General features: G+C 63.9%; 23 protein-coding genes. 7 read left to right on the forward strand and 16 right to left on the reverse strand.

Going from position 1 to position 23,643, the window contains the following annotated elements:
- Positions 1 to 6 precede the first annotated feature (6 nt).
- Genes ACFOSU_RS01850 through pilM form a run of 4 tightly spaced genes read right to left on the reverse strand, consistent with a single transcriptional unit; the run spans position 7 to position 2,850 of the window.
- Positions 7 to 516: a pilus assembly protein PilP gene (locus ACFOSU_RS01850; RefSeq protein WP_380685872.1), complete on the reverse strand. Its 510-nt coding sequence runs from the start codon at positions 514 to 516 to the stop codon at positions 7 to 9.
- Complete coding sequence (pilO, locus tag ACFOSU_RS01855; protein ID WP_380685874.1) at positions 513 to 1,160, reverse strand: type IV pilus inner membrane component PilO; 648 nt, start codon at positions 1,158 to 1,160, stop codon at positions 513 to 515. Before pilO ends, ACFOSU_RS01850 begins: the two co-directional genes overlap by 4 nt.
- The gene (locus ACFOSU_RS01860; protein WP_380685876.1) at positions 1,157 to 1,774 is read right to left on the reverse strand and encodes a PilN domain-containing protein; all 618 of its coding nucleotides are present in this window, start codon (positions 1,772 to 1,774) and stop codon (positions 1,157 to 1,159) included. Before ACFOSU_RS01860 ends, pilO begins: the two co-directional genes overlap by 4 nt.
- Entirely contained in the window at positions 1,771 to 2,850 is a 1,080-nt protein-coding gene (gene pilM / locus ACFOSU_RS01865; protein ID WP_380685878.1) for a type IV pilus assembly protein PilM, read from the reverse strand. Before pilM ends, ACFOSU_RS01860 begins: the two co-directional genes overlap by 4 nt.
- Positions 2,851 to 3,175: 325 nt before the next feature.
- Here pilM and ACFOSU_RS01870 point away from each other — a divergent pair, with 325 nt between their 5' ends.
- The 4 genes from ACFOSU_RS01870 (at position 3,176) to ACFOSU_RS01885 (ending at position 8,145) form a co-directional block, all read left to right on the forward strand.
- On the forward strand, positions 3,176 to 5,533 hold the full coding sequence (locus tag ACFOSU_RS01870) for a penicillin-binding protein 1A (protein WP_380685880.1): 2,358 nt from the start codon (positions 3,176 to 3,178) through the stop codon (positions 5,531 to 5,533).
- Positions 5,534 to 5,617: 84 nt separating this feature from the next.
- Positions 5,618 to 6,253: a hypothetical protein gene (locus ACFOSU_RS01875; RefSeq protein ID WP_380685883.1), complete on the forward strand. Its 636-nt coding sequence runs from the start codon at positions 5,618 to 5,620 to the stop codon at positions 6,251 to 6,253.
- Entirely contained in the window at positions 6,231 to 7,700 is a 1,470-nt protein-coding gene (locus ACFOSU_RS01880; protein ID WP_380685885.1) for a DHA2 family efflux MFS transporter permease subunit, read from the forward strand. The genes ACFOSU_RS01875 and ACFOSU_RS01880 overlap by 23 nt, the downstream gene beginning before the upstream one ends.
- A complete protein-coding gene (locus ACFOSU_RS01885) occupies positions 7,666 to 8,145 on the forward strand; it encodes a universal stress protein (protein ID WP_380685887.1) in 480 nt (159 codons plus the stop codon). Before ACFOSU_RS01880 ends, ACFOSU_RS01885 begins: the two co-directional genes overlap by 35 nt.
- A gap of 2 nt (positions 8,146 to 8,147) precedes the next feature.
- Here ACFOSU_RS01885 and cysQ read toward each other — a convergent pair whose 3' ends face one another.
- Both cysQ and ACFOSU_RS01895 read right to left on the reverse strand, forming a co-directional pair.
- Positions 8,148 to 8,948 (reverse strand): 3'(2'),5'-bisphosphate nucleotidase CysQ, encoded by an 801-nt coding sequence (gene cysQ, locus ACFOSU_RS01890; protein WP_380685889.1) that lies wholly within the window; start codon positions 8,946 to 8,948, stop codon positions 8,148 to 8,150.
- A gap of 103 nt (positions 8,949 to 9,051) precedes the next feature.
- Positions 9,052 to 10,359: a DEAD/DEAH box helicase gene (locus ACFOSU_RS01895; RefSeq protein WP_380685891.1), complete on the reverse strand. Its 1,308-nt coding sequence runs from the start codon at positions 10,357 to 10,359 to the stop codon at positions 9,052 to 9,054.
- Between the two features lie 358 nt (positions 10,360 to 10,717).
- Here ACFOSU_RS01895 and trxA point away from each other — a divergent pair, with 358 nt between their 5' ends.
- Together trxA and rho are read left to right on the forward strand one after the other, a co-directional pair.
- Positions 10,718 to 11,044, forward strand: a complete 327-nt coding sequence (gene trxA, locus ACFOSU_RS01900) for a thioredoxin TrxA (protein WP_380685892.1) — start codon at positions 10,718 to 10,720, stop codon at positions 11,042 to 11,044.
- 409 nt (positions 11,045 to 11,453) lie between these two features.
- Positions 11,454 to 12,713, forward strand: a complete 1,260-nt coding sequence (gene rho / locus ACFOSU_RS01905; protein ID WP_380686443.1) for a transcription termination factor Rho — start codon at positions 11,454 to 11,456, stop codon at positions 12,711 to 12,713.
- 90 nt (positions 12,714 to 12,803) lie between these two features.
- Here the strand turns inward: rho and ACFOSU_RS01910 are convergent, their stop codons facing one another.
- The 10 genes from ACFOSU_RS01910 to rph all read right to left on the reverse strand — a co-directional run bounded on the left by ACFOSU_RS01910 (position 12,804) and on the right by rph (position 22,628).
- Entirely contained in the window at positions 12,804 to 13,316 is a 513-nt protein-coding gene (locus ACFOSU_RS01910; protein ID WP_380685894.1) for a DUF7282 domain-containing protein, read from the reverse strand.
- 107 nt (positions 13,317 to 13,423) lie between these two features.
- Complete coding sequence (locus tag ACFOSU_RS01915; protein ID WP_380685895.1) at positions 13,424 to 14,011, reverse strand: PqiC family protein; 588 nt, start codon at positions 14,009 to 14,011, stop codon at positions 13,424 to 13,426.
- Complete coding sequence (gene pqiB, locus ACFOSU_RS01920; protein ID WP_380685897.1) at positions 14,008 to 15,699, reverse strand: intermembrane transport protein PqiB; 1,692 nt, start codon at positions 15,697 to 15,699, stop codon at positions 14,008 to 14,010. The genes ACFOSU_RS01915 and pqiB overlap by 4 nt, the downstream gene beginning before the upstream one ends.
- The gene (locus ACFOSU_RS01925; RefSeq protein ID WP_380685899.1) at positions 15,696 to 17,006 is read right to left on the reverse strand and encodes a PqiA/YebS family transporter subunit; all 1,311 of its coding nucleotides are present in this window, start codon (positions 17,004 to 17,006) and stop codon (positions 15,696 to 15,698) included. The genes pqiB and ACFOSU_RS01925 overlap by 4 nt, the downstream gene beginning before the upstream one ends.
- A 64-nt stretch (positions 17,007 to 17,070) precedes the next feature.
- The gene (locus ACFOSU_RS01930; RefSeq protein ID WP_380685902.1) at positions 17,071 to 18,366 is read right to left on the reverse strand and encodes a citrate synthase; all 1,296 of its coding nucleotides are present in this window, start codon (positions 18,364 to 18,366) and stop codon (positions 17,071 to 17,073) included.
- A gap of 36 nt (positions 18,367 to 18,402) precedes the next feature.
- Positions 18,403 to 19,674, reverse strand: a complete 1,272-nt coding sequence (locus ACFOSU_RS01935) for a malic enzyme-like NAD(P)-binding protein (RefSeq protein ID WP_380685904.1) — start codon at positions 19,672 to 19,674, stop codon at positions 18,403 to 18,405.
- 240 nt (positions 19,675 to 19,914) lie between these two features.
- Positions 19,915 to 20,103, reverse strand: coding sequence for a CPXCG motif-containing cysteine-rich protein (locus ACFOSU_RS01940; protein WP_380685906.1), 189 nt, complete (start codon positions 20,101 to 20,103; stop codon positions 19,915 to 19,917).
- Positions 20,096 to 21,313, reverse strand: a complete 1,218-nt coding sequence (gene hemW / locus ACFOSU_RS01945; RefSeq protein WP_380685908.1) for a radical SAM family heme chaperone HemW — start codon at positions 21,311 to 21,313, stop codon at positions 20,096 to 20,098. Before hemW ends, ACFOSU_RS01940 begins: the two co-directional genes overlap by 8 nt.
- Positions 21,300 to 21,905 (reverse strand): RdgB/HAM1 family non-canonical purine NTP pyrophosphatase, encoded by a 606-nt coding sequence (rdgB, locus tag ACFOSU_RS01950; RefSeq protein WP_380685910.1) that lies wholly within the window; start codon positions 21,903 to 21,905, stop codon positions 21,300 to 21,302. The genes hemW and rdgB overlap by 14 nt, the downstream gene beginning before the upstream one ends.
- A gap of 3 nt (positions 21,906 to 21,908) precedes the next feature.
- The gene (rph, locus tag ACFOSU_RS01955) at positions 21,909 to 22,628 is read right to left on the reverse strand and encodes a ribonuclease PH (RefSeq protein WP_380685912.1); all 720 of its coding nucleotides are present in this window, start codon (positions 22,626 to 22,628) and stop codon (positions 21,909 to 21,911) included.
- Positions 22,629 to 22,779: 151 nt separating this feature from the next.
- Between rph and ACFOSU_RS01960 the strand changes: the two genes are divergently transcribed.
- Complete coding sequence (locus tag ACFOSU_RS01960) at positions 22,780 to 23,643, forward strand: YicC/YloC family endoribonuclease (protein ID WP_380685914.1); 864 nt, start codon at positions 22,780 to 22,782, stop codon at positions 23,641 to 23,643.

Below are 23,643 nucleotides of genomic sequence, written 5' to 3' on the forward strand. Positions count from 1 at the left end.
TCTCTTTCACCGCGTTGGGGCGATCGTGGCGGGGCGCTTGACGTAGCCGCTGGCGCCGTCGGGCACGATTTCGGTCAGGATGACGCCGCTGTCCGACACGGCATCGATCTCGCCATAGTTCTGGCCGAGGTGATTGCCACGGTGCACGCGGTGAATCACGTTGTCCGGCGCCTGGATGAGCGCGTAGGTCGTGCCGGCACGGCTGATCGTGCCGACCATGCGCAGGGCATCGAGCGGGTAGGCTTCGAGCGGCTCGCGCGGGCGGTCGACATCCGGGGTCAGGCCATTGCTGGTCTGGACTTTCCGATCGGGGATGTTGGGCGTAAATGGCGCCCGCTGTTCATTGGCCCGGTAGGTATAAGGTGTATAAGGCGCGATCTGGGGTATCGGTTCGATCGCTGCCGCGGGCCGCGCCTTGATCTGCGCAACATAGTGTTGCAAATCGGACTTGTCGCCGCTGCAGGCGCTGGCCAGCAGGCACAGGCCTAGCGCTGACGCAAGACGGACGGCCCTCATCGCGCACCCTTCCTGGACGCCGGCTTGGTCACGCTATCGCCGCCTTCGAGATACCGGAACGTGTTGGCGGTGACGCTCATGCGCAGCTTGCCCGCCCCGCCGTTGTTATCGTTGACCGGCTCGATCTTGACATCCTCGATGGTGACGATGCGCGAAAGCGCGGCCACGCCCGAGACGAAACGGCCGAATTCATGGTAATCGCCGGTGACGATGAGATCGTTCGGCAGCACGGCATAGAAATCGCGCTGATCTTCCGGTCTGGGTTTGAACAGTTCTTCTTCCAGGCCGCTGGCCAGGCGGGTCTGGGAGATATCGTTGAGAAGCCGTGGCACTTCGGTCTTGCTCGGCAGCTGCTGCAGCAGCGCACCGAACTGCTCCTGCATGGCGGCCAGTTGCTCGCGGTAGGCGCCGAGATTGGCCACCAGTCGCTGCTTGACCTCGAATGTCTGTTTGAGCTCGGTCTCCTTGCGCTCGGCACGGGCGAGCTCATCCTGCTTGGGGAGCACGAAATACCAGGTGCCAATGGCCAGAATAGTCGCCGAAACGAGGCCGATGGCGAAACCGTAGGCCCAGGTCGGCCAACTGCCGATGTTGTGCTGATCGAGACCCCGGAGTTCGTCGAGGTAATCGCCGAGTTTTCTCATCGCGCACTCACTCGGCCGGCCGCCGGCGTGGTCGTGAGATCCGGCGCCGGTGTGGGCATGTTCGGGTTGGTGCTGGTGACCGTCAGGGTGAAGTCGGCAAAACGCTGCGGGCCGTTCTCGCTGCTCTTGATGACGATCAGGCGCGGATCGGAGAACCAGTCCGAGTCGTCCAGGTTGACCATGTAGTCGGACACCCGCGCATTGGATTCGGCGACGCCGTCGAGCGTGGTCATGTTGCCTTGCTGGCGCAGCCCGGTCAGATAGACGCCATCGGGGATCGTGGCCACGAGCTGATCGAAGTAGTGCACGATCGACGAGCGCGACTGTTGCAGCTGCTCGATGATGCGCATGCGGTTGATCAGGCCGTCGCGGGTTTTTTGCAGGGCACGGATTTCCACCAGCTGCTTATCGGCCGTGGTGATCTGATTCTGCAGGTATTGATTGCGCGATTCCTGCTGATCGATCAAATGGTTGTAATAGAGCATCGGAAGCACGCCGACCACGACCACACTGCCCAGGGCCGCGGCCACCAGGAGGGTGAGAAAACGCTTGCGTTTAGCCTCGCGTGCCGCCGCGCGCCAGTCGAGCAGATTGATGCGGATCAGGTTGTTCATCGCGATGCCCGCATGGCGAGGCCGGCGGCGACCATCAGTGCCGGTGCTTCCTGATCGACGTGATTGCGGCGCGCCGCGCTGCTTGCCAGCATGCCGGCAAGCGGATTGCCCACGCTAACCGGGCGGTCCAGCCGGCTGGCCAGCGCGCTCTCGAGGCCCGGATAGAGCGTAGCGCCGCCCACTAGCAGAATCTGGTCGACATCCTCGTCGCGCGATGCGGCCGAAATATAGAACTGCAGCGCACGCTCGATCTGTCCCGCCAGGCGATCGGCGAAGTCCGTGATTTCGCCGGCGATGGCCTCCGTGTCCAGGTCGCCGGTACGCAAGCGCCCGCGCAGCTGATCCATATCCTTGAGTTCATGGCGTTCGATAAGACGCGTGGCCAGGCTGTGGCCGCCGAAGGACAGCTCGCGCGAATACGTGCTGCGCCCGTTGAGCTGAACGCTCAGGCGGGTTTGCTGGGCGCCGACGTCGAACACGGCGATACGGGTCTCCCCGCCCAGTTCCGGCGTGCGTTCGATCAGCAGCGAGCAGGCGTTCTGCAGGGCGTATTCCTCGACATCGACCACGCGGACTTTCACGCCGGCCATGTCGAGCGCGCCGATACGGGCTTCGACGTTCTCGCGGCGGCAGGCCACCAGCAGCACGCGATTGACGCTGGGATTGTCGGGGTCGGGTTCGAGTACCTGGAAATCGAGATTCACTTCGTCGATCGCGTGCGGGATGTACTGCTCCGCATCGAAACTGATCTGCTGTTCCATCTCGGTTTCGTCGAGATCGGCGGGCATGTCGATGATCTTGCTGATCACGGTTGGGCCGGATACGGCGATCGCTGCCTCGCGGGTGCGCGTGCCGCTGCGATCGAGCACACGCCGCATGACCGCCGCGACCGCGTCGGCATCGACGATCTGGTCGTTGGCGACCGCTTCGGGCGGCAGGGCTTCACTGGCGTAGCTGAGTACCCGGTATGCGCCGGCGCGGCCTTCGAGTTCGAGTAATTTGATGCGCGTCGCGCTGATATCCACGCCCAGCAGCGGCCGTGCTCTTGGCTTGAAGAATTGCTCGAAACGCCCCATCCGATTCCCCCTAGGCAGTGATTTCACGTCTGTTTTCGCCACGTGCCGTTTCCCCAACGGCCCGCGACGGACGCGTGTGCCATACGATGCACCGCGCCCACAACGCCAAATCTCCGGGTGTAACTATACCCGACACCGAACGCTTGGCAACGGCTGTGTCGTGTATTTAAGCATTTGAATCCGCGCATCTAATCCGGTATCGGCCGATTGCGGCCGTCTCTGACCGGCGCGCGCAAAAAAATGCGGGCCTCGGTATCATGAGCCGGGTTTTATCACTGAGCGGCCCGCGAGCCGTACGTTGCCGATGAAAGCGATGCCGCGCGCCTTGAAGTTTCTTGTATTTCTGATGGCCGGGCTGCTGTCGGCGGCCACGCTCGCCGTGTGCGTGGTCGGTGGGGTGTATCTGTACTTCGGGCCGCAGTTGCCGCAGGCCGGCGATATCGGCGAGCCGGAACTCAACGAGCCGCTGCGCGTGTACACCGCGGATCGCAAGCTGATCGGCGAATTCGGGCTCGAACGGCGCCTGCCGCGAACCTACGATGAGATTCCGCCGGCCATGGTCCAGGCTTTCGTGGCCGCGGAGGACGACCGCTTCTTCGACCACCCGGGCGTGGATTACCAGGGCATCATCCGGGCGGCGATCAACCTGGTCGAGACCGGGCGCAAGACCCAGGGTGGCAGCACCATCACCATGCAGTTGGCGCGCAATCTCTATCTGAGCAACGACCGCACCTATGTGCGCAAGATTAAGGAGATCATCCTGGCGCTGCGGATCGAATCCAAGCTGACCAAGGAACAGATTCTCGAGATCTATCTGAACAAGATCTATCTGGGCAACCGATCCTACGGGGTGGGCGCGGCGTCGCAGGTGTATTACCACAAGCCGCTCAAGGAACTGAGCCTGGCGCAAATGGCAATGATCGCCGGCTTGCCGAAAGCACCGTCGCGCTACAACCCGATGGCCAATCCCGAGCGTGCCAAGCAACGACGCAACTACGTGCTCACGCGTATGCATGAACTCGGTGAAATCGACGACGACGCCTTCAAGCAGGCGATGGCCGCGCCGGTCAGCGCCACGGCAAAGGTCGCGGATGACCGCTTCGAGGCCGACTACGTTGCCGAAATGGTGCGCCAGGATATCGTGGCGCGCTTCGGTGACGAGGCCTATACCCAGGGTTTCGATGTGACCACCACCCTCGACAGCAGCCGCCAGCGGGCCGCCAACCGTGCGTTGCGGCGGGCGCTGCTGGGTTACGACGAACGCCACAAGTGGCACGGTCCGGAAAAGACGCTGGACGCTGGCGTTGTGGATGACGCCACGGCGCTCAAGAATGCGCTCGAACAGTTCAACGTCGCCGGCGGCCTCGTGCCTGCCGTGGTTACCAGCGTCGGCAAGCGCAGCATCGGTCTTGCGACCGAACAGTACGGCGAGGTCAATCTGGCGGCATCGCAGATTCCCTGGCTCGGCAAGAGCGATCCGGCCAGCAAGCTCGTCTCCCGGGGCGATGTCGTGCGGCTGGCGTATACCGGCGAAAAGGACAAGAGCAAGTCGTGGACGTTGGCCGAGGTGCCCGAAGTGCAGGGGGCGATGGTCGCGCTCGATCCTGTCGACGGCGGTATTCAGGCGCTTGCCGGCGGTTTCGATTTTTCGCTGTCCAAGTACAACCGCGCCGTACAGGCTCGTCGACAGCCCGGTTCGTCGTTCAAGCCGTTCCTGTATTCGGCCGCGCTCGCCAACGGTTTCACCACGGCGTCGCTGGTCAACGATGCACCGGTGGTCTATGACTCGCCCGGGCTCGACAATGCCTGGCGCCCGCAGAACTACAGCGGCCGAATCTACGGCCCGACGCGGCTGCGTGAAGGCCTGGTGCATTCGCGCAATCTGGTCTCGATTCGTCTGCTGCGCAGCGTGGGCGTGAACAAGGCGATCAACTACATCAGCCAGTTCGGGCTGCCGGCCAACCAGATGCCGCACGACCTGTCGATGGCGCTGGGCAGCGCCTCGTTCTCGCCGCTGCAGATGGCCCAGGGTTACGCCGTGTTCGCCAACGGCGGCTTTCGCGTCAAGCCTTATTACATCAAGAAAATCACCGACGCGCGAGGCAAGGATCGCTTCATCGCCGAGCCCCAGGTTGCCTGTGACAGCACCGCCGATTGTCCCGCGCTGCAGGCCTCGGGCGGTAGCCAGGATGCGTCGCGGTTGGCGCCGCGCGCGATCGACGCGGACAACGCCTATCTCGTTGGCGACATGATGCGCGACGTGATTCGCCGTGGTACCGGCCGCCGGGCGCTCGTGCTCAAGCGATCGGACTTGTCCGGCAAGACCGGCACCACCAACGATCAGATCGATGCCTGGTTTGTCGGCTTCAACGCCGATCTCGTGGGCATCAGCTGGGTCGGCTTCGACAAGCTCACCCCCATGGGGCATAGCGAAACCGGCGCCCACGCTGCGCTGCCGATGTGGGTCGATTTCATGCGTAGCGCGCTTGCCGGCAAGCCGGAGGACCCACCCAAACGCCCGGCCGATCTGGTGACGGTGCAGATCGACCCGGAGACCGGCGAGCGCGCGATCTACGGCGGCGGGATTCCGGAAATTTTCCGGCCGGATCACGTGCCGTCGGAGGCAGCAGCGAGGCGCTCCGGCGCGAATGCACCTTCGAATGAGGTGGAACAGCTTTTCTAGTTTTCCGGGCGCTTGCGACACGGCCGGCAGGAGAGCGCCGGCCGGGGTCCACGGTTTGCCGGATCTACAGGCGGAGTTTGAATCATGGCCAGCGCGCGCAAACAGGCGGCGCAGCGTCAACACATGGCGCAGCTTGCGGCTCGACTGATGTCCGAGCAGGGGATTCGTGATTTCCGGATCGCCAAGCAGAAGGCGGCCCAGCATCTGGGCATCGATGTCAGAAACAGTATCCTGCCCAAGAACAGCGAGATCGAGGCCGCGCTCGCCGAACATCAGCGCCTGTTCGCGGGCGACGAGCAGCCGCTGCGATTGCGCGCCATGCGTGAAGCGGCGCTCAACGCCATGCGCCTGTTCGCCGACTTCAGGCCGCGCCTGGTGGGCGACGTGCTCTCCGGTCTGGCCGATGCCCATTCCGATATCCAGCTGCACGTATTTGCCGAGCAGTCCGAGGCCTTCGATTTCTTCCTGCAGGCGCAGGGGATACCGTTCGAGATAGCCGAGCGCCGGTATCGCGTCAGCCGGGATGAGCACCGTTTCTATCCGGCGTTCCGGTTCGTGGCCGGAGACCATGCGTTCGAGGCGACGCTGTTCGCCGCGACCGAGATCCGCGAGGCCCCGCGCAGCCTGGTGGACGGCGGGCCCATGGAGCGCGCCAGCGCAAGTCAGGTCGAGCGTCTGATCGCCGACGAAGACATTCGTGAACGGCTCGCGAGCCTCTGAAGCGCCGCCGGCTTCGGCGCGCAAATGGCCGGTCACGCTGACCGTGATCATGGGCACGGTCGCGGTGGTTCTGAATGCCACGGTCGTGAACGTGGCGATCCCGCCGATCATGGCCGATTTCGGCATGGGCCAGATCGCTGCGCAATGGCTGGCGACCGGCTTCATGGCGGCGATGACCGCGACCATGCTCGCCAGCGCCCGGGTGATGGAGCGATTCGGCCAGCGGCGCACCTTCGAGCTGGCGATCTGGGTGTTTCTGGCCGCCTGTGTGCTGGCCGCGATGAGCCCCAGCAGCAGCGTGATGATCGCCGCGCGCGTGCTCCAGGGCGCCACCGCCGGCATCATCCAGCCGCTGGGGCTGGTGATGATCTTTCAGGTCTTCGACGACAGCGAACGCGGCAAGGCGCTGGGTATGTACGGCATGGGCGTGGTACTTGCGCCGGCGATCGGACCGGCGGTCGGCGGTGTGCTCATCGACTGGTTTTCCTGGCGCGTGATCTACCTGCCGGCTATTCCCTTCGGCCTGCTCGCGCTGTGGGGGGCGCGTCGTTATTTCGTCGACGAGGTGTCGCCCAGCCGGGTGGCTTTCGACTGGCTCGGGCTGGCCCTGCTCTGTGCCAGCCTCGCGCTGTTGCTGATCGGCCTGTCCGAGTTGTCCGATACGCCGGTTCGCGGCTGTGTGCTGATCGCGACCGGTGTGCTCGCCATGCTGGCGTTCATCCTGCGCGCTTTGAAAGCGAGCGCGCCGCTGATCGATCTGTCGGTGCTAGCGTATCCGCGTTTTGCGCTGGCCAGCCTGTTGGCGATGTTCTACGGCGCTGGCCTGTACGGATCGACCTATCTGCTGCCGTTGATGGCGCAAAGCGTGCAGCAGTTCTCGGCGGGCACCACCGGTCTGGTGATGATGCCCGCCGGGCTGGCACTGACCGTGATCTTTCCGATCGCCGGTCGGTTGGCCGACCGGATGCCGGCGCACCGGTTGATGCTGGTGGGCTGCGGCGGGTTCGCGATCGGCATGGTCGGGCTTGCATTCAGCCATCCGGCTACTGCGTTTGTTGCCCTCGCCGGCTGGATCGCCTTCGGCCGGATGGCGCTGGGTGTGATGATGCCGGCCCTGAATATCGACGGTCTGCGCAGCCTGCCCGCGCAGCTGACCCATCAGGGCTCGGGGATGATCAACTTCACGCGCCAGCTGGGTGGCGCATTCGGGGTCAATCTGTTCGCGCTGCTGTTGCAGTGGCGCGTCGGCGCCAATATGGGCGACACGATCGATCTGCACAGACTGTTCAATCAGGCCAATCCTGCGCCACAATCATTGAGCGCCTTGACAACGGGCTTTCGTGAGACCTTCATGGTCATGGCGTTACTGTTTGTGGTGGCCATGGTTATTGCAGCCTGGATGGGGGTGTTACATGCAAAATTTCGAAAAGATTCTTCTCGCGTATGACGGCAGTGAGCAGGGGCGTGTGGCGCTGCGGCGTACGTTGCCCCTGCTGGGTGCCGGCGAGGTGGAAGTGCATCTACTGGCGGTCGTGCCATTGACCGGCGCCGTCGCGGCGGCAGAAGGCTTCTATACCGAAAGCATGTACGAGGCCGAGCGCGAGCGCGTGGAGAAGATCCTGGCTGAAGGCGTGGCTCTGCTCAAGGGGCGCGGCATCGATGCCCAGGGCCATCTGCGCGCCGGTGAGCCGGCGCATCAGATCACCCGTCTGGCCGACGAACTGCGCGTGAATCTGGTCGTCGTCGGCCACCAGCGCCGCGGCGTGCTGGCGCGCTGGTGGCAGGGCTCGGTCGGCGCGTCATTGCTCGACCGTCTCGACTGCAGCCTGCTAGTGGCCCAGGCCTGCGGCGAACACGAAGGCGCGGACGAGGGCGAGGACGAGCAGGAATAAGCCTATTCGGGCAGGTAGGCCTGCCAGTCGTGGCGGCTGTCGCCGTAGGCCAGAAACCAGTCGTTGAGCACGCTGTCGGTCTCGTTGTAGCGCAGATGCTGACCGTGCACGTCGATAACGTCACCTCCCGCAACGGCGAGCACGGCATGGCCGGCGGCGGTATCCCATTCGCTGGTGGGGCCCAGACGCGGATAGAAATCCGCGGAACCCTCGGCGATGACACAGAACTTGAGCGATGAGCCCATGCTGACCGGCTCGTAGTCGGGCATGCGCGCGAGCAGGGCGTCGATTTCCGGCGAGCGATGCGAACGCGAGACCAGCACGCGCGGCTTGGCGGTGTGGGCGTCTGCGCTGTGGATGGCCTGGGGCGCGTCCTCGCCGACCTGGCGAAAGGCGCCGATTTCACGCGCGGCGAACCATATCGTATCCAGCACCGGCGCATACACCACGCCGAGCACCGGCTCGTGGTCGCGAATAAGCGCGATATTGATCGTGAACTGATCGTTCTTCTTGACGAACTCGCGGGTCCCGTCGAGCGGATCGATAAGCCAGTATTCGTTCCACGTGCCGCGCTCTTCGAAGGCGATCGATGCGCCTTCCTCGGACAGCTGTTTCGTGTCCGGCGTGAGCTTGTCCAGATCGGCCTTGATGCTGCGATGCGCGGCCAGGTCGGCCTGGGTCAGCGGGCTGTCGTCGCTCTTGGTCTCGACGTCGAAGTCACTGTGGTAGATCGGCAGGGTTTTCTGGCCGGCAGCGACAGCGATGTCGCAGACGTGGTCGAGCAGTTCGCGGGTGAGTTCCATGGCAGCGTCGGCAGGCGGATTGAGCGCCGCATCATACCCTGTCGCTGTCAGAGTCGAAAAAGTCGCCAGGCGCGTTGGCGCCTGGCGGTGCCTTTTCAGACGGTCAGGCCCGGCGCGAGCGCGGCCGTCCCGATCCACCGCTGCGGCGCCCCCCACCGCGCGGCTTGCGCGGCCGGCGCGCCGGCACGACGACGTTGTCGGCGAATGCCTCGTTCTGCGGCATCTCGGCTTCGATCTTGTGCTCGATATAGGCTTCGATGTCCGGCAGGGAATAGACATATTCCTCGCAGGCAAAGGAAATGGCGTACCCGGTGTTGCCGGCGCGTGCCGTGCGACCGATGCGGTGGACGTAGTCCTGCGCATCCTGCGGCAGATCGAAGTTGATCACGTGAGTCACGTCCGGGATATGCAGGCCGCGCGCGGCCACGTCGGTGGCCACCATGATCGGCAGTTCGCCCCGCTTGAAATCCTCGAGCAGGCGCAGGCGCTTGTTCTGAGCGACGTCGCCGGACAGCGTGGCCGCCTTGAAGCCGTTGGCGTTGAGGCCGTCCTCGACGAATTCCGCGGTGCGTTTGGTATTGATGAAGATCAGCGTACGACCGTTGTCGACGCTGCGCAGCGTGCCGAGGAGCAGGGCGAGCTTGTCGTCCTTGGACACATGGTAGAGCTTCTGCGTTATCGCGCCGATATTCACTGTCTCGGTGTCGGTGCGAATCAGCGTGGGGCTGTTCATGTGCTCGTAGGCCAGTTCCAGCACGCGGTGTGACAGCGTTGCCGAAAACAGCAGATTCTGGCGGTTAGCGGGCGGCGGCATCTGGCGGAACATGTAGCGGATATCGTCGATGAAGCCGAGATCGAACATGCGATCGGCTTCGTCGAGCACGGCCACTTCGATGGCCTTGAGCGTGTAGATCTTCTGCTTGTAGTAGTCGATCAGTCGGCCCGGCGTGCCGATGAGAATATCGACGCCGTCGGTAATCGCCTGGCGCTGTTCTTCATAGCCGGTGCCGCCATAACAGACAACGCACTTCAGGCCGGTATCGGCCGCGAGGGGCAGGGCGTCGTTGTAGATCTGGTCGGCCAGTTCGCGTGTGGGCGCAAGAATCAGCGCGCGCGGCTGGCTGGCCTTGGCGGGGGCATGCTCGCTCGGCTGGGGTTTGTCCTTAAGCAGACGATGCAGCGTGGCGAGCAGGAAAGCCGCGGTCTTGCCGGTGCCGGTATGAGCCTGGCCGGCGATATCGTGGCCTTCGAGTGCCAGCGGCAGCGTTTCCGCCTGGATCGGCGTGGCGTGCGAAAAACCACGCTGTACAAGGCCGGTGAGGATTGTCTGGTGCAGCCCAAGGCTGTCGAGACGCGTGTCGGTGAGCAGCTTTTTCTGTTCCGGCGCGTCAACGGGTTGGGTTTCGGTCATATGAGCCCTTGAAATACGGGTGCGAGAATCCGCGATGACAACGATATCGCACAGGGGTTGAAAAACATGCCGATATAGGCTCCAATAGCAGTCATCGTTGCGAACACAGAGATTCGCTGCTCTGCCCGAGTCGGTTGGCTCGTATTTCAGCACCGTTTTTCAGCAACCCCCACTATAACAGCTTGTGACCGTCACGGTTGTCGGGTGGCCTCGCCGGATGGCTTACGTCCGTGCAGCTTGCAAATTTCCGCTGTAGCCCTTAACTACCTGCCAGTTGGTGCCGCGCCCATGCGAATGGGTGGGCATGCAGTAGCAAACCTTTAGTCTATTTTGTCCTGCTTTATTATCGAGGACGTCCATGAGTGAAAATATCGTAAAAGTCAGCGACGACAGCTTCGACAAGGATGTGCTGTCCGCGCCCGGCCCCGTGCTGGTTGATTACTGGGCCGAATGGTGTGGCCCGTGCAAGATGATCGCACCGGTACTCGACGAAATCGCCGACGAGTACGACGGTCGCCTGACCGTGGCGAAGTTGAATATCGACGACAACCCGAATACGCCGCCCCGCTATGGCATCCGTGGCATTCCCACGCTGATGCTGTTCAAGGACGGTGAAGTGGCCGGAACCAAGGTCGGTTCCGTGTCCAAGACCCAACTGGCCGAATTTGTCGACCAGCACATCTAGCAATAGATTCGGCCGTCGGCATTCGCCGGCGGCCCGCTTTCGATCCGGCCCGTGCGGTCCGATCCGAAAGGACAACCCCCATGATGCTATGCCAATCACCCGTCCGTTCACTGCGAAGCACATCGTGCTTTGCTGCAACTTGTAGATAACCGTGTCCGAAGAAACACTCGACGAACGCCAGTCCAAGGATTCCAACAATAACGGCGGTAACGGTGGTGGCAACAACCGCCGCGGACGCCGGCGCAAGACGCCCAATGGCGGCGGCGGTGGCGGCGGTAACAAACCGCCGCGGAACAACAACGGCAATCGCGGTCGCGGTGGGCCCAACAAGGGCGGCAACAATCCGCCCAACGAGGATATCGACGAGGCCGAATTCGAGGCCTATGCCGGAGTTGCCGGTGACGGGCCGATCCTCAATCTCAGCGAGCTCAAGCAGAAGACGGCCGCCGAGCTGATGGAGATGGCGCAGGAGATGGGTCTGGACAACCTGACCCGCATGCGCAAGCAGGATCTGATCTTCGCCATGCTCAAGGGGCATGCGAAGTCGGGCGAGCGCATCTACGGCGATGGCGTGCTCGAGACCCTGTCGGATGGCTTCGGCTTCCTGCGTGCCAGTGAATCCTCCTATATGGCCGGGCCGGACGATATCTATGTCTCGCCGAGCCAGATTCGTCGTTTCTCGCTGCGCACCGGCGACACGGTCAGCGGACGCATCCGTCCGCCCAAGGAATCCGAGCGTTATTTCGCGCTGCTCAAGGTCGACGAGATCAACGAGGATCCGCCCGAGAAATCCAAGGGCAAGGTGCTGTTCGAGAATCTCACGCCGCTGTTCCCGACCGAACGGTTGATCATGGAGCTGGGCAACGGCTCCACCGAGGACATCACCGCGCGCACCATCGATCTGGTCGCGCCGTTCGGCAGGGGCCAGCGCGGCCTGGTGGTTTCGCCGCCCAAGGCCGGCAAGACCATGATGCTGCAGAACATCGCTCAGTCGATTGCGCAGAACAGCCCCGACTGCCATCTGATCGTGCTGCTCATCGACGAGCGCCCCGAGGAAGTCACCGAGATGGAGCGTTCGGTGCGCGGCGAAGTGGTCTCCTCGACCTTCGACGAGCCGGCATCGCGCCATGTGCAGGTGGCCGACATGGTCATCGAAAAAGCCAAGCGCCTGGTCGAGCACAAGAAGGATGTCGTCATTCTGCTGGATTCGCTCACCCGCCTGGCGCGTGCCTACAACACCGTGGCGCCGTCCTCGGGCAAGGTGCTCACCGGTGGCGTCGATGCCAACGCCCTGCAGCGGCCCAAGCGTTTCTTCGGTGCGGCGCGTAACGTGGAAGAGGGCGGCAGCCTGACCATCATCGCCACCGCGCTGGTCGAGACCGGTTCGAAGATGGACGAGGTCATCTACGAGGAGTTCAAGGGCACCGGCAACATGGAGGTCCATATGGATCGCCGTATTGCCGAGAAACGCATCTACCCGGCGATCCACGTCAATCGTTCCGGCACACGTCGGGAAGAGAAACTGGTCTCGCAGGACGAGTTGTCACGCATGTGGGTGCTGCGCAAGCTGCTCCACAGCATGGACGACGTGGCCGCAATGGAACTGCTCATCGATCGCATGAAGCAGACCAAGACCAACGCCGAGTTCTTCGATTCGATGAAGCGTTAGATTGCCGACGGTTAAACGTTGCGCATTAAAAAAGCGGGCCACTGGCCCGCTTTTTTTGTATGCGACATCCGTCGCTGATCTGTTCGACCGCTATTGGACCATGAAGGGTTTGATCACCGGCTTGTTGTCGGCTTTCATGGCGCCGTCCTTCTTGCCGCCGGACTCGGCGAACTCGTAGCTGCCGTGCGCGCCGGTGTCGTCGTGCAGCATGGCAAAGAGCTTGTCGCCGGATTCGACCGGCTCGTCCAGCTTGATCTTCACATCCGCGTGCTCGCCTTTCCTGATCATCATGTGGCCAATCGACTCGGGCGCCTTGAGCTTGCCATCCGCGTCGGCGGCGTGGATGACCAGATAGCCATCCTGCGGCACATACAGATCCTTGATGACCACGGTGTCGTCCGCGATCTTCTGGTCCGCGACCTCGAGCATCGGCGCCTTCATCGACACCGAGTCCTTGGCCACGCTGTCCTTGGACATCATGCTGCTGTCGTTTGAGCCCATGCTGTCACCGCTGTCGCTGGCGGCGAGGGCCATACCGCTGCCGGCGATCAGGCTGACGGCCATGGCGGCGGCAAGGGTGCGATTGTGTGTCTGATTCTTCATCTATCATCTCCTGGTCACTGATTCACTGTCAGCGCGTCCAAGGATAGTGTCGAGGCACAAACACAGGCTGAACAGGCATCGAAAACAGGGCGCCTGCGGCACCGCGGCTACTGCGTGGCGAGGGTTTCCGACAGGGGCGGTACAAGGCTTTCCGCGGTCATCCGCCAGCCACGCGAGAGGCTTTCGACCAGGGCGTCGTAGCCGTCGTTCTGCAAGGGCAGGCGCTGCTCGAAGTGACGCCCGGCAAGCCGCGTGCCGCTGGCGTCGACAAGCTGCCACTGGCCGGCGATATGGGCATAGCCGTCGTAATGGCCCATGAACTGGTCGACCCGGGTGACCAGATGCAGCGCCGAGGCCGGTGCGTTGCTTCCCGGGCGCTGGATATGGGCGTTGTTCACGCTGCCGTCGAGCGCTGAATAGAGGCCGTCGGTCAGCTGTGTCGCCAGCGGCGAGGCCCAGCGATTGTTGTTGGCCATGACCACGCGATGCGGTTCGGTCTGATAGACGATGCCGCTATCATCCAGATAGGGAGCGACGGTGACCCGGTCGATGATCAGCACGGGGGCGGCGACATGGCTGGCACGTACGGCCGGCGCGCTGGTATCGAGCAGGAACATCGATGGCGCGCCACCGCTGCCGGCGCAACCCGTCAGCAGGAGGACGCAGCAGCTCAGAGTCAGACAAAAACGGGTCATCGGGCAGCCTTCGGTATGGGGTCCTTGCCGTCGGGCGGACCGAAGATGAGGGCGTTCGGGTCGTTGCGCAGCGTACGTGCCAGCGGGGCGACATCGTCGAGTACGCGGTTCAGGCGATTCATCGACCGGTCGAGCTGATCGTAGGCCGGCGCGCCCTGCTGGAAACCGTCCAGCGTCTGCTGCAGTTGCGACAGCGACTCGCGGACCTCGCCGGGCAACGCCCGGGTGTCGGAATCCGACAGCAGGCGGTTGATGCTGCGGGTGGCCTTGTGCAACTCGTCGAGCGTCGCGTTCGAGGTCTCGAGCGTGTGCTTGAGGTCGTTGACGATGGGCCGGACGTCGATGGCGTTGAGGCGATCCATCAGGCTCGACAGCTGCTGCTGGATGCTGGTGATGCTGCTGGGCACACTCGGAAACACGGCGTAATCGCCGAGCGTGCTGGCCTGGTAATCGTCGCCGCCGTTCTCGAACTGCATGTCTATGAACATGGCGCCGGTCAGCAGATTGCCGGACTTGATGGTCGCGCGCAGGCCGTTCTTGAAGAACCGTTCCATGTTCTCCCGCCACTGCGCATCGCTCCAGTTCGACCAGCTGTTGGACGGACGTTGCGGCTCGATCGCGATGAGAACCGGTATCTTGAAATTCGAGTAGCGTTTGAAGTCGAAGTCGTCACGGAAGAACGGCACTTCCTCGACCGTGCCCACACGCAGGCCGCGATATTCGACCGGCGCGCCGGGGCTCAGCCCGCGCACGGAATCGTCGAGCAGGATCACGTACTCGATCTTGTCGTCGAAGCGATCCTGTACCGCGGCGTTGCGGGTGGCATAGAGTTCGTAGTGGGCGCCATCCTGGGCCGGCTTGCCGTTTTCCACGCCGTCCGGCTGACCGAAGGTGACACCGCCGGCAAGTACGCTCTGGATCGAACCCAACTGGACATCGACGCCGTCCGAGCCCAGGTGAAAATCGATCCCCGAGCGCAGCCAGAACTGGGTGGTATCGCTGACCAGCGTCGAGAACGGTTCGCGCACAAAGACCTGATAGTCCATGCGTTTCTTTTCGATGTTGAAATGGGTCGACTCGATCTGGCCCACGGTCTGGCCCTGGTAGATGATCGGGTCGCCCACGGCGAGCGAATTGTCGTTATCGCTGGTCAGGCTGAACGAAATGCCCGGCTCGTCGGTGGAAATAGCCGGCGCACTGTCGCGCACGTCGAATTCGTATTGTTCGGTGTCGGAGCTGCCCGGCTGCAGCTGGATATAGGCGCCCGACAGAATCGTGCCCAGGCCACTGATGCCCTGGCGGCCGACCCGCGGCTTGACGATCCAGAAGCGGCTGTCGGCGACCAGCAGATCGGCGGTGTCCGGGTCCATGCGCACGGTGACGATCGCGCCGTTGTAGTCGTCGGCCAGATGTACCTGCGTGACGTGGCCGACCTCCACGCTGCGCACCTTGACCTGCGTGCTGCCGGCCTCGATGCCGTCCGCGGTGGCCACTGCCAGCGTGATTTCCGGGCCCTTGGAGACGATGTTCTGATAGATCAGCCAGGCTCCGATCAGGGCGGCGCCCAAGGGAATCAGCCAGACCGGCGACAACCGCCCACGTTTCGGCCGGCTCAGCACTGCAGCGTTATCTTGCGCCGCTGGCTCGTCTGCGTGCGCCTGTGTCTTGTGGTCAGTGGGTTCGCTCATTCAGGGGCAACGGGGTGGTCGGGGCGAAAGCGCGGGTTGCTGTCGCTGTGATCCGCGGGTCGCCACAGCAGACGGGTGTCGAAGGTCAGCGCGGCAATCATGGTGATGACCACGACCGCCGCAAACGATAGCGCCGCCGGGCCGGGGTGGATTGCCATGAGCGCCCCGGCCTGGACCAGCGAACCGAGTATGGCGACCACGAACACATCGATCATCGACCAGCGGCCAATCTTTTCGGTAATCCGGTACAGCCGGGTCTTGTCGAGCGCATTGCGATACCAGCCGAACTGGGCGGCCAGGCACAGCCAGGCCATTGCCACGATCTTGCTGATCGGTACGACAATACTGGCCACGAAGATCACCAGCGCGATCGGCCAGGAGCCGGCCGCCGCCAGATGGACCACGCCACCGATGATGGTCTGGGGCTCGGCTTCGCCCAGCGTCACGGTCGACAGGATCGGATAGACATTGGCCGGAATGTACAGGATCAGCGCCGCCACCAGTAGTGCCCAAGTCAATTGCACACGATCGGCACCGTGGCTCCAGTGTCTTTTCCTGCAACGCGGGCAGCGATGCGCCGGATTGATCAGGAACGGCGTATCACAGGCGTGGCAGACCATCAGCCGCTGGCTTTCGCCGCTGCGCTCATAGTCCAGACGCGCGACGACATGGGCGTCGAGCACGCCCTGCGGGGCGATGCCGTCCCAGAGCGTGATCCAGTCGACCAGCGTGAAGGTACGGATCAGCAGCAGCGAATAGACACAGAACGCAATGAACGACGCCCCGATATGAATATCGGCCAGCGCTATGATCTTGATCAATGCCACCAGCACGCCAACGATGAACACATCCGACATCAGCCAGGGCTCGAGCGGGCGCAGAATACGGGCCAACACGATCGCGCCGGGCAGTCGGGCGCCGGCCCGCACGCCCAGGCACAGATAGATCAACGCGAACAGATAGAGCGCGGGCAGACCGACGGTGGTGGCCAGCAGCAGGATCGCCAGCGACGGATAGTGGTAACCGAGCAGGGACTGGGCGGCGTCGAGAAACGACATCGTGTGGCCGATACCGCGGGTCGAGAAGCTCAGGAAATCGAAGGCGAAAACCAGGCCGAGCATGATCGCGGCGGCCAGCGCCCAGGCCAGCGTGCGTTGGACGTCGCGCTGGGCGGCGGGGGCGACATGGTGATGACAGCGCGGGCAATGGGCCGATTCGCCCGGTGCGCGCTGCGGCAGGGTCATGAGCCGGTCGCACTGCCGGCACAGCAGTACGCGTGAAGAGGCGGGCGCGTTTGCAGTACTCATCTGTGCCCCTCCGCGCCGGTCGAAAACGGCGCAGACGGCGGGTGCCGCCCGCGCCGTGTCTGCTTCAGCGCTTGTCGATATTGATGTAGTCGCGCAGTTCGTAACCGGTGTAGACCTGACGCGGACGCGCGATGCGCATGCCGGGGTCGGCCATCATTTCCGACCAGTGCGCGGCCCAGCCGACAGTACGCGCGATCGCGAACATGGGCGTGAACATGTTGATCGGAATACCCAGCGCCTGGTAGATGATGCCGGAATAGAAATCCACGTTCGGATACAGCTTGCGCTCGATGAAGTAGTCGTCTTCCAGGGCGATGCGCTCGAGTTCCAGGGCCAGCTCGAACAACTTGTTGTTCTGCATGCCGAAGTGCTCGAGGATCTCGTGGCAGTAGCCACGGATGATCGTGGCGCGCGGGTCGAAGTTCTTGTAGACCCGATGACCGAAGCCCATCAGACGGAACGGATCGTCCTTGTCCTTGGCTTTCTCCACGTACTTGCCGACCTGCGACACGTCGCCGATCTGGCTGAGCATGTTGAGCACCGCCTCGTTGGCACCGCCATGCGCCGGCCCCCAGAGCGCGGCGATGCCGGTGGAGATCGCGGCGTAGGGGTTGGCGCCGGTGGAGCCGGCCATGCGCACGGTCGAGGTGGACGCGTTCTGCTCGTGATCGGCGTGCAGAATGAACAGCACGTCCAGCGCCTTGGCGGCCACCGGGTCGATCTCGTATTCCTCGGCCGGCACGGCAAAGCACATGCGCAGGAAGTTCGAGGCGTAGTCGAGATGGTTCTTGGGCCCGATCTTGGGCTGGCCGATCGAGTGCTTGTAGGCGGCGGCCGCGATCGTGGGCATCTTGGCGATCATGCGGCGCGCGAAGATCTCGCGATGCTCGGGGTTATTGACATCGGTGGTGTCGTGATAGAACGCTGACAGCGAACCGACGATGCCCGTGAGCATGGCCATCGGGTGGGCGTCGTAGTGGAAGCCGTCGTAGAACTTCACCAGCGACTCGTTGAGCATCGTGTGATGCGTGATCGCATCGCGGAACTCATCCATTTCCGGCGCGTTCGGCAACTCGCCGTTGAGCAGCAGGTAACAGACTTCCAGAAAGCTGGATTTCTCGGCCAACTGATCGACCGGATAGCCGCGATACATCAGGATGCCGTTCTCACCGTCGATGAAGGTGATATCGGAGGTGCAACTGCAGGTCGCGGTGAACGCCGGATCGTAGGTGAACACGCCCTGCTTGGTGTTGAGCCCGCGCACATCGACAGCAGGGGTGCCGAGGCTGCCCTCGATCACCGGCAGTTCGGTGGTGTTGTCGTTGCTCGGATTATTCAGCGTAAAGGCTTTCTCGGTCATCTACGATCTCCCGGTTTTTGCCCGCAGTGAACTGGATCAGTCCGTGGTGGCGTCGACCACCGGCTGCGGATAATGCGAAGGGTATTCGGTGCGTGCCACGCCGGTTTCGATCGCGGCAGTCGCGACGGCGGGCGGTATGAAATCGATCAGGCGCGGATCAAACGGGCTCGGAATGATGTAATCCGGTCCGAACGCCATCTGCTTCTGATCATGCGCTTCCAGCACGCTGTTGGGAACGGCCTGGCGTGCCAGTTCGCCCATGGCGCGCGCGGCCGCCACGCACATCTGCATGTTGATGCGCCGGGCGCGCACATCCAGCGCGCCGCGGAAGATATACGGAAAACCGAGAACGTTGTTGACCTGGTTCGGGTAGTCGCTGCGCCCGGTGGCCATGATCAGGTCGTCACGTACGCTCTTGGCGTCTTCGGGGCTGATCTCGGGATTCGGGTTGGACAGGGCGAATACCACCGGTTTGGCCGGCATCGATTTGATCTGCGCTTTCGAGACGGTGTCGGGGCCCGACAATCCGACGAACACATCGGCCTGGGCCATGGCGTCATCGACCGTGCGCAGGTCGGTCTTGGTGGCGAACTGGGCCTTCTGCTCGGACAGGTCGTCGCGATCGGAATGGATCACGCCCTTGCTGTCGCACATGAATACATTTTCGAGCTGTGCACCCATCTCGAGCAGCAGCTTCATCGAGGCCACGCCGGCGGCGCCCGCGCCCATGCATACGATCCTGGCGTCGGCCAGCGTCTTGCCCTGCAGTTCCAGCGCGTTGATCAGTCCGGCGGCCACGATGATGGCGGTGCCGTGCTGGTCGTCGTGAAAGACCGGGATATCCAGGCGCTCGATCAGCGTCTGCTCGATCTCGAAGCAGTGCGGGGCGGCGATATCCTCGAGATTGATGCCACCGAAAGTCGGCGCGATGCGCACCACGGTTTCGATGAATTCCTTGGGGTCCTCGGTGTCGAGTTCGATATCGAAGACGTTGACGTCTGCGAACTTCTTGAACAGGACCGCCTTGCCTTCCATGACCGGCTTGCTAGCCAGCGCACCGGTGTTGCCCAGCCCCAGCGTCGCGGTGCCGTTGCTGATCACGGCGACGAGATTGCCCTTGGAAGTGTAGAGATAGGCATCTTCGGGATTGTCGCGAATCGCCTTGACCGGCTCGGCCACGCCCGGCGTATACGCCAGCGACAACTCACCGTAGGTCGTGAAAGGCTTGGTTACCGAAATCGCCAGCTTCCCCGGTTTGGGTTTGGCGTGATAGTCCAGAGCTTCCTGTTTGCGCGAGTAGTCGGCCATGCAGAGTGCGTCGTGTCCGGCGAATCGGCGCTGCAGTGCACAATGCGTGCCGCAGGCCAGGATAATCGAATAGGCGAGTATACCGGCGCGGCCGCGTCGCGACTAGCGAACGGCCCCGAGCATCAGCCGTTGGCGCGTCGCCAGCGGGCGTTGGCCGATACGCGACAATCAACGCGCCAGGCCGTCAACGCCTGGTCGCACCGTGTCGGCCCGCGTTGCACTGCAGTGGATGCGATCGCGTCAGTCGTTTTCCGGGCGCGCGTCGATTCCGGCCAGGCCGCCTTCGCTGTCGACGTCGACTATCAGCTCGATCGGCTGGCAGCAGACGAAACAATCCTCGACATATCGCTGCGGGCCGGCGGAACAGTCGACGAGGACAGTGATCGTCTCGCCGCAATAAGGGCAGGTGACGGCGGCTTCTTCAAGCATGGTCGGGCGCCTCGTCTGCCGGGTCCGGAACGAGTTCCGCCAGAATTGAATCGAGGAAATACCAGCCGCGTTCGGTGGCGGCGAGGTGGTCGTCGTGCACAGCCAGCAGGCCGTCGTCGCACGGTGTGGTCAGATGGGCGAGCAGCTGGTCCCAGTCCAGTCCAGTCCGGCTTTCGTAGTCGTGGCGGGACAGGCCCTGCCGCCGTCGCAGCGCGCCCAGCAGGCATTCGAAGCGAGCATCGTCCGCAGTCAGCTCGCGTGTCTCGGCAATCGAGACCGGCTGACCGGCCGCGCTCATATAGCCGGTGGGCCAGCGCACGCGCGCAGTGCGTTCGATGATGCCGTCGGCGCGGGTGCGCTTGCCGTGGGCGCCGGCGCCCACGCCCAGATAATCGCCGAAGCGCCAGTAGTTGTCGTTATGCCGGCAGGCCGCGCCGGGCTTCGCCCAGGCCGAGACTTCATATTGCACATGGCCGGCGGCGATCAGGCGTTCGCGGGCCGCCTCGAAGATATCGGCGACGCTGTCGTCGGGCGGCAGTGCCGGCGGATGCTTGTAGAACGGCGTATTGGGTTCGAGGGTGAGCTGGTAATAGGAAATATGTCCGGGATCGAGGGCGATGATCTGGTCGACGTCGGCCATGGCCGTTTCCAGAGTCTGTCCCGGCAGGCCGAACATGAGGTCGCAATTCAAGCGGTCGAAGCCGGCCTGCTGAGCATCGTCTATCGCGGACAGCGCTTCGGCGGCGCCGTGGATCCGGCCGAGCGCCTTGAGACAGTCGTCATTCAGGCTCTGGATGCCCAGCGACAGGCGATTGACCCCGGCTGCGCGCAGATCGGCAAACCGCGAGCGTTCGGTGGTGCCGGGATTGGCCTCGAGCGTGATCTCGCAGTCGCGGCTGAGCCCCGGGCCGGCATCGAGCGCGGCCAGGATACGGGCGATCGATGCGGGCGCGAACAGGCTCGGCGTGCCGCCGCCGAAGAACACGGTATCGATAGGGCGCGGCTCGTCGGCTCTTGCCAGTGTCCAGTCGGCGAGCAGGGCGTCGACATAGGCGGTTTCCGGCAGCGTATCCGGCGCCCGATGCGAGTTGAAATCACAGTAGGGGCATTTGCGCACGCACCAGGGCAGGTGGACATAGACCGACAGCGGTATCCCGGTCCGGTCGGCGCGCGCGGGCTGTGTCGCGGCGGAGATCTCAGCCGTCGGCACGCAGTTGCTCGATAAGACGCTGCATGGCCCGGCCGCGGTGGCTGATCGCATTCTTGCGTGCCGGCGCCAGTTCGCCGGCACTGGCACGCTCTTCGGCGACCCAGAACAGCGGGTCGTAGCCGAAGCCGCCGTCGCCGCGCGGCGCGCGCAGAATCGAACCACGCCAGATGCCGTGGGCGATGAAGGGTGCCGGGTCACGCGCGCCGCGGGTGGCGGCGAGACAGCAATGAAAGGCCGCGCCCCGTTCGGCGTCGACCACGTTGGCAAGCCGTTCCAGCAGCAGTCGGTTGTTGGCCGCATCGTCGCCGTGGGTGCCGGCATAGCGCGCCGAATGAACCCCCGGCGCGCCATCCAGGGCATCGACTGCAAGCCCGGAATCGTCCGCGATCGCGGGCAGGCCGGTATGGGCAGCGGCATGACGGGCCTTGATCAGGGCGTTGTCGACGAACCCGATGCCGGTCTCCTCGGCCTCGGGCACGTCGAAATCGCTCTGGGCGACCAGGTCAATGGCCAGCGGCGCCAACAGCGCGCGCATCTCGGCGAGCTTGCCGGCGTTGCCGGAGGCCAGCACCCAGCGCGTTGCCGTGCTCATGGATCAGGCGCGCGCGGCGCGCTGGGCCTCGAGCAGTTCGCCGATGCCTTTTTCGGCATGGCCGAGCAGGGCGTCGAGTTCGTCGCGCTTGAAGGCATGGCCCTCGGCCGTGCCCTGGATCTCGATGAAACCGCCGGCTTCATTCATGACCACGTTCATATCGGTTTCGGCCTGCGAGTCTTCGGCATAGTCGAGATCGAGTACCGGGGTGCCGTCGAAGATGCCTACCGACACCGCGGCGATCTGGCCGTGGATCGGATTGCTCTTGAGCTTGCCGGATCGGGTCAGCGAATCCATGGCGTCGAGCAGGGCGATATAGCCGCCGGTGATCGACGCGGTCCGGGTGCCGCCATCGGCCTGGATGACATCACAGTCGACGGTGATCGTGCGGCTGCCGAGCGCGTTCATGTCCACGACGGCGCGCAGGCTGCGTCCGATCAGGCGCTGGATCTCGACCGTGCGCCCGCCTTGCTTGCCGCGTGCGGCTTCGCGGCCATTACGGCTGCCGGTGGCGCCCGGCAGCATGCCGTATTCGGCGGTCAGCCAGCCGGTGTTCTGGCCGCGCAGCCACGGCGGGACGCGCTCTTCGACGCTCGCGGTGCAGATCACGCGGGTGTCGCCGAAGCTCACGAGGACGGAACCCGCTGCGTGCTTGGTAAAATTGCGCTCGAAATGCACGGCGCGCAATTCATCGGGTGCTCGGCCGCTGGGTCGCGTGGTCAAGGTTCTGCCTCGTCGGATCGATCTTGAATGGGGCGCAGAGTGTACCAGCGCCGGCCTGTCGACCCCGTGCCGGCGCCGGTGCTGCTGTTGACGCCGCCAGCTATGCGATACTGCGCCGCCAGCCCGAGACCCAACCGATACAGGCAGGCCCATGACCCGCAGCATGACCGGATTCGCACGCAGCCAGGCCCAGGGTGACTGGGGAGAGCTCGTCTGGGAACTGCGCAGCGTCAATCACCGTTATCTCGATATTCATCTGCGTCTGCCCGAATCGCTGCGCGCGCTCGAGCCCGCGGTGCGTGAAGCCGTGGGCAAGCAGCTGTCGCGCGGCAAGATCGACGTCAGCGTCAAGCTGGCCGCGGCCGATGCCAGCCAGACCATCGAGATCGACCACGATCGCCTCGAAGCGCTCGCCCAGGCGCTGTCCGACGTGCGCTCGACGGTGATCGATTGTCGGGCGCCGGACGCGCTGCGGCTGCTGACTTTCCCCGGCGTCCAGCGTGAGGCCGAGGGCGATACCGATGCGCTCAACCGGGACGCGCTGGCCGCGCTCGGCGATGCGCTGGCGCAGCTGCAGGCCACGCGCGCCGAAGAGGGCGAACGCCTGGCCGCGTTGCTGCGCGAGCGTGCCCGGCTGATCGCCGAGCACGCCGACGCAGCGGCCGCGCGCCTGCCGCAGGTCAAGCAAGCCTGGTACGACAAACTGCACGCCCGGCTGGCCGAGCTCGACGTGGAGACCGATCCGGCACGCCTGGAACAGGAACTCATCTTCACCACCCAGCGCATGGATGTGGCCGAGGAACTCGACCGGCTGCACAGCCATGTCACCGCGCTGGATCAGGCGCTGGCCAAGAACGAGCCGGTCGGCCGGCGGTTGGATTTCCTCATGCAGGAGTTCAACCGCGAAGCCAATACCCTGGGCTCCAAGTCCCAGGACGCGCAGCTGACCGCGCACGCGCTCGAAATGAAGGTGCTCATCGAACAGATGCGCGAACAGGTCCAGAACATAGAGTAG

This window comes from Salinisphaera aquimarina, from assembly GCF_042643355.1.
GTDB lineage: Bacteria > Pseudomonadota > Gammaproteobacteria > Nevskiales > Salinisphaeraceae > Salinisphaera > Salinisphaera aquimarina.

What these genes read in the sequence shown, in the direction of transcription:
- ACFOSU_RS01885 (WP_380685887.1), top strand. Translation starts at nt 7,666, where the DNA reads ATGCAAAATTTCGAAAAGATTCTTCTCGCGTATGACGGCAGTGAGCAG.
- pilO (WP_380685874.1), bottom strand. Translation starts at nt 1,160, where the DNA reads ATGAGAAAACTCGGCGATTACCTCGACGAACTCCGGGGTCTCGATCAG.
- ACFOSU_RS01925 (WP_380685899.1), bottom strand. Translation starts at nt 17,006, where the DNA reads ATGAGTACTGCAAACGCGCCCGCCTCTTCACGCGTACTGCTGTGCCGG.
- ACFOSU_RS01935 (WP_380685904.1), bottom strand. Translation starts at nt 19,674, where the DNA reads ATGGCCGACTACTCGCGCAAACAGGAAGCTCTGGACTATCACGCCAAA.
- ACFOSU_RS01860 (WP_380685876.1), bottom strand. Translation starts at nt 1,774, where the DNA reads ATGAACAACCTGATCCGCATCAATCTGCTCGACTGGCGCGCGGCGGCA.
- ACFOSU_RS01915 (WP_380685895.1), bottom strand. Translation starts at nt 14,011, where the DNA reads ATGACCCGTTTTTGTCTGACTCTGAGCTGCTGCGTCCTCCTGCTGACG.
- ACFOSU_RS01960 (WP_380685914.1), top strand. Translation starts at nt 22,780, where the DNA reads ATGACCCGCAGCATGACCGGATTCGCACGCAGCCAGGCCCAGGGTGAC.
- ACFOSU_RS01850 (WP_380685872.1), bottom strand. Translation starts at nt 516, where the DNA reads ATGAGGGCCGTCCGTCTTGCGTCAGCGCTAGGCCTGTGCCTGCTGGCC.
- ACFOSU_RS01895 (WP_380685891.1), bottom strand. Translation starts at nt 10,359, where the DNA reads ATGACCGAAACCCAACCCGTTGACGCGCCGGAACAGAAAAAGCTGCTC.
- rdgB (WP_380685910.1), bottom strand. Translation starts at nt 21,905, where the DNA reads ATGAGCACGGCAACGCGCTGGGTGCTGGCCTCCGGCAACGCCGGCAAG.
- ACFOSU_RS01930 (WP_380685902.1), bottom strand. Translation starts at nt 18,366, where the DNA reads ATGACCGAGAAAGCCTTTACGCTGAATAATCCGAGCAACGACAACACC.
- pqiB (WP_380685897.1), bottom strand. Translation starts at nt 15,699, where the DNA reads ATGAGCGAACCCACTGACCACAAGACACAGGCGCACGCAGACGAGCCA.
- cysQ (WP_380685889.1), bottom strand. Translation starts at nt 8,948, where the DNA reads ATGGAACTCACCCGCGAACTGCTCGACCACGTCTGCGACATCGCTGTC.
- pilM (WP_380685878.1), bottom strand. Translation starts at nt 2,850, where the DNA reads ATGGGGCGTTTCGAGCAATTCTTCAAGCCAAGAGCACGGCCGCTGCTG.
- ACFOSU_RS01910 (WP_380685894.1), bottom strand. Translation starts at nt 13,316, where the DNA reads ATGAAGAATCAGACACACAATCGCACCCTTGCCGCCGCCATGGCCGTC.
- ACFOSU_RS01875 (WP_380685883.1), top strand. Translation starts at nt 5,618, where the DNA reads ATGGCCAGCGCGCGCAAACAGGCGGCGCAGCGTCAACACATGGCGCAG.
- trxA (WP_380685892.1), top strand. Translation starts at nt 10,718, where the DNA reads ATGAGTGAAAATATCGTAAAAGTCAGCGACGACAGCTTCGACAAGGAT.
- ACFOSU_RS01940 (WP_380685906.1), bottom strand. Translation starts at nt 20,103, where the DNA reads ATGCTTGAAGAAGCCGCCGTCACCTGCCCTTATTGCGGCGAGACGATC.